Origin of the sequence: Novosphingobium sp. B1 (genome assembly GCF_900176395.1) — a bacterium.
Classification (GTDB): Bacteria; Pseudomonadota; Alphaproteobacteria; order Sphingomonadales; family Sphingomonadaceae; genus Novosphingobium.
Genome location: NZ_FWXL01000024.1, coordinates 20,886 through 28,403, shown reverse-complemented (window position 1 = coordinate 28,403; position 7,518 = coordinate 20,886). Strand labels below are relative to the sequence as shown.

Genomic DNA, 7,518 nt, shown 5'->3' with positions numbered 1-7,518 from the left:
CAACTCCAGGCAGCCCGCTACACCATCGGAATGAGGGGTCCCTTTTAGACGCCGATCACCCCGCTAACGGGGTCCCTTTTGCACGCCGATCCACAGCCCTTAGCTAAGCCGTCGATTTCGCGGGAGCAAAACACTCCAGGATCAAAGCTCAGCCAAGGACCCTTGACTTTCTATTAGACATTACTAAATTAGTGGTGTCTAACGGAGAGAGCGGTGGCAGATCCAATCGGGCAGTTCGAGGAGCAGGCGGCGGAGGCTGTCAGCTTGCTCAAGGCATTGGCAAACGAGCCTCGTCTGCTGGTGCTGTGTCATCTAGCTGAAGGCAACGAGCTGTCGGTCGGCGATCTGGCGCATCGCGTCAGCCTGAGCCAATCGGCGCTATCTCAGCATCTGGCCAAGCTGCGTGAGCAGAAGCTGGTGACCACCCGCAAGGACGCGCAGAGCGTGTTTTACAGAGTGAGCGATCCAAAGGCGCTGCAACTGCTGTCTCTCCTTCATGACCTGTTTTGCCCTGATCTGGGCGGTGCAGGTGCGACTGAACCGAACAGGAGCTGATCTGATGGAAACTGACACTCATCTTCAAGCTGCCATTGCCGGGGTGAAGGCCGTCGTCTCCGGCGCAAAGCCCGGGCCAATCGTCAAGGCGTTCTTCGACGAGCCGACCTTCACCGCGACTTACGTGGTAAGCGACCCGACTACCAGCAAGGCGGCGATCGTCGACAGCGTGCTCGACTTCGACCAAGCCTCGGGCTGCACTGGCTATGCCTCGGCAGACGCGGTGATCGCATACGTTCAGTCGGAAGGTCTGGCGGTCGAGTGGCTGCTGGAAACGCACGCTCATGCCGACCACCTGTCGGCGGCACCGTACCTGCAAGAGAAGCTCGGCGGCAAGCTCGCCATCGGGGCTGAGATCGTCACGGTACAGAAGATGTTCGGCAAGATCTTCAACGAAGGCACCCGCTTCGAGCGCGACGGATCGCAGTTCAACGTCCTGTTGAACGACGGCAACACCTTGCAGATCGGCGAGCTGGAATTGATCGCCCTGCATGTGCCCGGCCATACCCCAGCCGACATGGCCTACGTAATCGGGGATGCGCTGTTTACCGGCGACACCATGTTCATGCCGGACTACGGCTCAGCGCGGGCAGACTTCCCGGGGGGAAATGCGCGCGCGCTGTATCGTTCGGTGCGGCGACTGATGCAGCTTCCGGACGCCACCCGGGTGTTCCTGTGCCACGACTACAAGGCGCCTAATCGCGACCACTTCGTGTGGGAAACCACCATGCTGGCGGAGCGGACCGGCAACGTGCATCTGCACAAGGATGTCAGCGAGGACGAGTTCGTGACCATGCGAACGCAGCGCGATGCCACGCTGGGCATGCCCAAGCTGATCCTGCCCGCGATCCAGGTCAACATGCGCGGCGGCCACCTGCCCGAGCCTGAGGACAACGGCGAAGTGTACCTCAAGCTGCCGCTCAACGTGCTGCGCTAGGAGCTTTCAGCCATGGAACCTCTCTCCCCCCTGGTGGCGATTGCCGGCGGCCTGCTGATCGGCGGGGCGGCGGCGCTGCTGCTGCTGCTGAACGGTCGTATCGCTGGTGTGTCCGGAATGCTCGCCACCGCAACGCGGATCGGCGCAGGCGGGCCCCCGTGGCGCCAGGCGGCGGCGTTCGTGATCGGCCTGCCGCTCGGCGCGGCGTTGGTAGCAGCGTTCGTGCGGCGGCCGGAGCTGTTAATCGCCGCATCGCCAGCCGCGCTGATCGTTGCCGGACTTCTGGTTGGGTTCGGAACCCGGCTCGGTAACGGCTGCACCAGCGGACATGGCGTGTGCGGCATGGCGCGCCTGTCGCCGCGATCGATTGCGGCCACCCTGACATTCATGGCCACCGCCGCACTGACGGTTTTCGTCGTGGGGCACGTGATGGGGATCTGACTATGCGCAGTGTCCTTACCGCCTTGCTTGTCGGCGCGGTGTTTGGCGCTGGACTGGTCCTGTCCGACATGGTCAATCCGGCGCGCGTCCAGGCGTTTCTTGATGTGACGGGGCAATGGGACCCGACGCTGATGTTCGTGATGGGCGCCGCGCTGCTCCCGTCCGCCCTCGCTTACCTGGTCCGGCGCAAGCTGACGCGGCCGGTACTGGCAGACCGCTTCGTGGTGCCGGAGAACGCTGCGCCCGACCGGCGCCTGCTGACCGGCGCGGCGCTGTTCGGCATCGGCTGGGGCATCGCCGGGTTCTGCCCGGGCCCCGCGCTGGCCGGGCTGGTGCTGGGCGCGTGGCAGGCTTGGCTGTTCGTGGCCGCGATGCTGGTGGGCATGATCGCGCATCGCTTGTTGCCCGCGCTCAGCGAAAGCCAGCCTGCCCCCCGATCTGCCAACTAGGAGACCCATGATGACCGAGTACAAGCAGCTTTCCCCCAAACTTAGCGTGCGCCCGCAGGTCGAACCGGCCGAAGTCGGCGAGTTGGCCGCGCGCGGCATCAAGGGCATCGTCAATGCGCGTCCCGACGGTGAGGAGCCGGGCCAACCTACGTCCGCTGAACTGGCCGCCGCAGCGTCGCGGCACGGCATCGCCTACACCCATATTCCCGTCGCACCGGGACAGGCCACCGCCGACGACGGCGAGCGCTTCGCCAAAGCCCTGCGCGAGTGCGACGGCAAGGTCGTTGGCTTCTGCCGCACCGGCGCGCGCGCCACGGGCCTGTGGGAACTCGCCGGGAAACCTGAGTAAGCCGAGGTGTCGAAGCTCGCTCGCTATCTGCCCATCCTGGCATGGGGCCGCAGCTACGACCGGCAGACGCTGGTCAGCGACGGCGTAGCGGCGGGCATCGTCACGATCATGCTCATCCCGCAGAGCCTGGCCTATGCCATGCTGGCGGGTCTTCCGCCCGAAGTGGGCCTCTACGCCTCGATCCTCCCGATCCTCGCCTACGCTATCTTCGGCACCAGCCGCACGCTCGCGGTGGGGCCGGTAGCGGTGATCTCGCTTATGACACTGGCCGCCGCAGGCACTGTGGCGCCGCCGGGGACTCCTGAGTTCATCGCGGCGGCGTTGGTTCTGGCATTTCTGTCCGGCCTTATCCTGGTGCTGATGGGCGTGCTCAAACTGGGATTTTTGGCAAACCTGCTGTCGCATCCGGTGGTCTCGGGGTTCATCACCGCATCCGGCATCATCATCGCGACGGGGCAGGCGAAGTCGATCCTTGGCATCCAGGCGTCGGGCGAAGCCATGCCCGAGCTGCTGGCGACGCTGACCCGCAACATCGGTGCCACCAATCTGCCGACGCTGATCATCGGGCTCGCCTCGCTCGCGTTCCTGTTCTGGGTCCGCAAGGGTCTCAAGCCCACCTTGATGCGGCTCGGCATGGCGGCCCGCCCGGCGGACCTGACCGCCAAGGCCGGGCCGATTGCGGCGGTGGTGCTGTCGACCATGGCGGTGGCCGCCTTCGATCTCGAAGCCAAAGGTGTGAAAGTCGTCGGCGAAATTCCGCAGAGCCTGCCGCCCCTCACGGTTCCGCTGTTTGACCTAAGCCTGTGGCAGCAGTTGATTGTCCCAGCGCTGCTGCTGTCGGTGATCGGCTTCGTAGAGTCCGTCTCGGTTGCGCAGACCCTGGCGGCCAAGCGGCGCCAGCGGATCGACCCGGACCAGGAGCTGATCGGGCTGGGTGCGGCCAACATCGCCGCGTCGTTTTCCGGCGGCTATCCCGTCACGGGCGGGTTCGCGCGCAGCGTGGTGAATTTCGATGCGGGAGCGGAGACGCCTGCGGCGGGCGCCATCACTGCGGTTGGAATCGCCATCGCCGCATTGTTCCTCACTCCGCTGCTGGCCTCGCTGCCGATAGCGACGTTGGCCGCTACAATTATCGTCGCCGTGCTCAGCCTGGTGGACTTCCAGACCGTGCGCACGGTTTGGCGCTATTCGCGGGCGGACTTCGCGGCAATGGCTGCGACGATACTTATCACGCTCGGTTTTGGGGTGGAGCCTGGCGTGATGGCGGGGGTCGCGCTGAGCCTGGCGCTGCTGTTGTGGCGAACCTCGCGGCCCCATGCAGCCATTGTGGGGCGCGTGCCGGGAACCGAGCATTTTCGTAATGTCGCTCGCCACACTGTTGTCACCGATCCCGCGATCATCACGATCCGCGTCGACGAGAGCCTCACTTACCTCAACGCTCGCTGGCTGGAGGAGTACGTGCTCGAGGAAATCGCCGAGCAGCCACAGGTGCGCCATGTCATCTTGATGGGCTCGGCCATCAACGCGATTGACGCGTCCGCACTCGAAAGCCTTGAGGCGATCAATCACCGCCTCGCCGATGCCGGCATCAGGTTGCACCTGTCTGAAGTGAAAGGCCCCGTGATGGACCGGCTGGCCCGTTCACACTTGCTCGCCGATCTGACCGGCCAAGTGTTCCTGTCGCAGGACAACGCCTTTTCGACATTGCTGTCAGCGCCTGACGATGCAGGCGCCATGACCCCGCGCGAAGACTTGTGGCTTGCGCGCGGACTGATCTGAGTCGCATGGATTGGCTTGTCGACGTAAGAACCGCTGCATGCGGCTATTAGCCGTTCCGCTGTCGCCGATCGATTGCCGCAACATGGTAAATCAAGGTAGCTCACGTCTTCTTTTTGTTTTGGAAATGACCGGCATGGTCGCGCTGCTGCCGGACAGCTTCCCGCCGCTCCAGCGGCAGGTTTCAGCGCAAGCTGCCGTTCAACACGCCGCCCGCGAACGACTGAACCTGGTCGCGGGCTGCCGGTAGTGGGACGCCGCCTCGTGGGACTGAGCCGTCGTTCATTCGCGGCATGATCAACGGCAGCTAACCCGGCAAAACCCGTCATCTTTACAGGGAACAGCCCTTCCTTAGCTCTTCAGCCCGACCATGCGCAGGGCGTCGCTGCGCGTGCGCACCTCAAGCTTGCGGTAAATAGACTTTACGTGATTGCCGACCGTATGTGGTGAAATTCCAAGATCTCGGGCGGATTCCTTATAGCTGCGCCCAGCAGCAAAGGCCCGCAAAAGGTCCATTTCCCGTGGGGTTAGACCCGGATCATCAAAATGTTCCTGAGAAAGGGCAGGCTTGACGGGATTGCGCAGCAGATCGAGCAGATAGATCGCCGCTGCGGGGCTGACAGGAGCACCGCCATCGAGCGTGATGGCGATGCCATCAAGTATCTGTTCGGGTGTGCTGTCCTTCAGCAGATACCCATCGGCCCCGGCCGAAAGTGCGCGAACGACGGTGTCACGATCGCCAAAAGCGCTGATGATGAGGGCTTTGGCATCGCAGCCAGCCTTGATCTCGGGCACCAGGTCGTAGCCGCTGCCATCGGGCAGGCCGATGTCCATCAGGAAGAGATCAGGCCGGAGCGCAATCAGCGCGCGGCCCGTGGCAATGTCGGGCGCAACACCCACGACATCGTGGCTTTCGCTGGCGGACAGTATGCGCATGAAATACTGGCGCACCATCGGGTCGTCCTCGATGATGGCGATGCGCACAATCGACTTTTCAGGAGTTTCAACAGGATCGGACATGGTGTTGGCCTATCACGCTGCACGCAGGCTCGCCATGCCATTTCATGGCATGGCGGAACTGAAAATCATGTCAGTTCAGATGTCCTTTCCGGTAGGCACAGGGATATCCGGGTTCCGTGGGCCGGATCGGAGGTTAGCGCGAAAGTCGCGCCGATCGCTTCGGCGCGACGGTTCATGTTGGCCATGCCGCGCCCGACCCCTGCCTGAGCGTTGCCGCGCCCGTTGTCCGTAATGGCAATCTGGATGGTGGAATCGGTTTGGCTGGCAACCGTTACCGCCAGTGCTGTCGCGCCGGAATGCTTGAGCGCGTTGGTCACGGCTTCCTGCAGGATGCGGAACAGTTGCAGCACATCGCGTGGACCATAATCGGGAAAGCGCAAGCCATCGTCCTGATGCCACTCCAATCGAAGCCCCGCTGCCGAAATCCGCGGCTGCATCCGGGCACGGAACGTGGCGAGCGCAGATTCGAGCGATTCACCAACTGAATCCATTGAATCGACCATCAGGCGCATTTCATCGATCACGGCCTGAAGACCTTCGGCAACCTTGGCCGGTTCTGCCTCTCCCAGTCGCGCTGAGAGCAGCATCGACATGAGTTGGCTGCCGAGGCCATCGTGGATGTCCTGCATGATCCGACGGCGTTCGGCATCGTGGGCCTGCTGGCGAACGAGGTCCTGTTCGCGCGCATGGGCCTGAGCCAATTCCGCCTCGCGCTGCGTGACCGTTTCCTGCAGAAGCGCGTTTAGCGCCGCCTGTGACTGGAACAGGCGGAAATTGCGCGACAAGAACGCGGTGAGCATGGCCAGCATCAGGAACGGTGCAGCGTTATTGAGATAGCCTTCGCGAAGGCCAAAATCGGGAAACCAGCCGCCCAACGCATCAAGCAACGTGGCAACCGCAAGCACGGTCATCAGTGCGCTTTCCAGAAGGCGATCCTCCGGCTCCCGCGCAAAATGCCACAGAAGCCGCGCAAGCGTGGCCGAACTGAAAGCGGCCAATACCCAGACCCACACCACTGTGGGAACATCAAAGGCATCGGGCATCGGTGTTGCAAACAACCGCCATGCGACGAACGATATGACCAGCGTATAGAATGCGATGGCCAATGGCATCAGCCAGCGCACCGGTTTGCGAGTCCAGGCATCGATGAAGCACAGCAACGCTGTCGGGATGAACATGTTTACGGCAAAAAATGCCAGCATGCGCCCCCATCCGTCATAGGGGGGATCGAGCTGCACCATGTAGAGGTAGTTCGCCACGAACGCTCCGCACAGCGCACTGAGCCAACCGGCAAAGCGCCCGTCATCGGACCGGAAGACCATGACGGTTGCAAGCAGGCCAAGCAGACCAAGCAGCCCGGCGCCATAGCGGGGAAAATCGTTCAGCGCCCAGAGCCTGCCCGCAGCATGGGCGCGCATGGCTTCATATTCCCCCAGCCGGGGCGGAAAGATGTCGGTATAGGGGTAGCCATCGCGCAGGGTGATGTATGTCAACGTGTTGTTGCCGCGTTGCAGCAGGCCGGCCGGTATCCGGGTCAGGAAGGTCTTCTGGCCATGAAACGTGCCGTTGCCCGGTTCCATCCGCCCTTCGCCCACCAGTAGACTGCCGTTGGCATAGAGCCGGTAATTGTCCACCTGAAGCAACGATACCATGCCAAGGCCGGTCGGCGGCAGGTCATCCAGCCGGAACGTCATGCGCACCGCGAAGATGGCAGTATCGCAGCAATGCGTCCAAGGCAGTTCGACATCCTCGAAGCGGGCGCGGTTTGCTGCGGCCAGGGTCGGTTCGGAAAGGCGCGCGACCTGCACGCCAGTCAGTTCCACCGCCGGAGGCGCATTACCGGGATCGGCACGGAACAGCGGCTTTTCGATGAGCAGCCAATAGATTGCCTGGACCAGACAGATCATCGCCACCAGCTTTGCAAGCTGGCGCCAGTTCACGCGCGCAACCACCCGGCATTCCCCCCGCACTCTCCGGCGGCATCATTAACG

The 7,518-nt window shown here is 63.1% G+C and carries 9 protein-coding genes; 7 read left to right on the top strand and 2 right to left on the bottom strand.

From position 1 onward, the window contains the following. The first annotated feature begins 213 nt into the window (after positions 1-213). The 7 genes from B9A23_RS20095 to B9A23_RS22470 are packed head-to-tail and all read left to right on the top strand — an operon-like array spanning position 214 to position 4,757. Positions 214-555 (top strand): ArsR/SmtB family transcription factor, encoded by a 342-nt coding sequence (locus tag B9A23_RS20095; protein WP_084281079.1) that lies wholly within the window; start codon positions 214-216, stop codon positions 553-555. Positions 556-559: 4 nt separating this feature from the next. Further along, complete coding sequence (locus tag B9A23_RS20090; RefSeq protein ID WP_084281077.1) at positions 560-1,492, top strand: MBL fold metallo-hydrolase; 933 nt, start codon at positions 560-562, stop codon at positions 1,490-1,492. Positions 1,493-1,504: 12 nt separating this feature from the next. Beyond that, the gene (locus B9A23_RS20085) at positions 1,505-1,933 is read left to right on the top strand and encodes a YeeE/YedE family protein (protein ID WP_084281075.1); all 429 of its coding nucleotides are present in this window, start codon (positions 1,505-1,507) and stop codon (positions 1,931-1,933) included. Positions 1,934-1,935: 2 nt separating this feature from the next. After that, a complete protein-coding gene (locus tag B9A23_RS20080) occupies positions 1,936-2,382 on the top strand; it encodes a YeeE/YedE family protein (protein ID WP_176218096.1) in 447 nt (148 codons plus the stop codon). Between the two features lie 10 nt (positions 2,383-2,392). Continuing rightward, on the top strand, positions 2,393-2,731 hold the full coding sequence (locus B9A23_RS20075) for a protein tyrosine phosphatase family protein (protein ID WP_176218095.1): 339 nt from the start codon (positions 2,393-2,395) through the stop codon (positions 2,729-2,731). Positions 2,732-2,737: 6 nt separating this feature from the next. Then, positions 2,738-4,510, top strand: coding sequence for a SulP family inorganic anion transporter (locus B9A23_RS20070; RefSeq protein WP_084281071.1), 1,773 nt, complete (start codon positions 2,738-2,740; stop codon positions 4,508-4,510). 37 nt (positions 4,511-4,547) lie between these two features. Further along, entirely contained in the window at positions 4,548-4,757 is a 210-nt protein-coding gene (locus B9A23_RS22470; protein ID WP_139797601.1) for a hypothetical protein, read from the top strand. 101 nt (positions 4,758-4,858) lie between these two features. Here the strand turns inward: B9A23_RS22470 and B9A23_RS20065 are convergent, their stop codons facing one another. Further along, a complete protein-coding gene (locus B9A23_RS20065) occupies positions 4,859-5,527 on the bottom strand; it encodes a response regulator (RefSeq protein ID WP_084281069.1) in 669 nt (222 codons plus the stop codon). 65 nt (positions 5,528-5,592) lie between these two features. After that, positions 5,593-7,467 carry a sensor histidine kinase gene (locus B9A23_RS20060; RefSeq protein WP_139797600.1) on the bottom strand — a complete coding sequence of 625 codons (1,875 nt, stop codon included), beginning with the start codon at positions 7,465-7,467 and terminating at the stop codon, positions 5,593-5,595. Between the last annotated feature and the right edge of the window lie 51 nt (positions 7,468-7,518).

What these genes read in the sequence shown, in the direction of transcription:
- B9A23_RS20075 (WP_176218095.1), top strand. Translation starts at nt 2,393, where the DNA reads ATGACCGAGTACAAGCAGCTTTCCCCCAAACTTAGCGTGCGCCCGCAG.
- B9A23_RS20065 (WP_084281069.1), bottom strand. Translation starts at nt 5,527, where the DNA reads ATGTCCGATCCTGTTGAAACTCCTGAAAAGTCGATTGTGCGCATCGCC.
- B9A23_RS20080 (WP_176218096.1), top strand. Translation starts at nt 1,936, where the DNA reads ATGCGCAGTGTCCTTACCGCCTTGCTTGTCGGCGCGGTGTTTGGCGCT.
- B9A23_RS20090 (WP_084281077.1), top strand. Translation starts at nt 560, where the DNA reads ATGGAAACTGACACTCATCTTCAAGCTGCCATTGCCGGGGTGAAGGCC.
- B9A23_RS20085 (WP_084281075.1), top strand. Translation starts at nt 1,505, where the DNA reads ATGGAACCTCTCTCCCCCCTGGTGGCGATTGCCGGCGGCCTGCTGATC.
- B9A23_RS22470 (WP_139797601.1), top strand. Translation starts at nt 4,548, where the DNA reads ATGCGGCTATTAGCCGTTCCGCTGTCGCCGATCGATTGCCGCAACATG.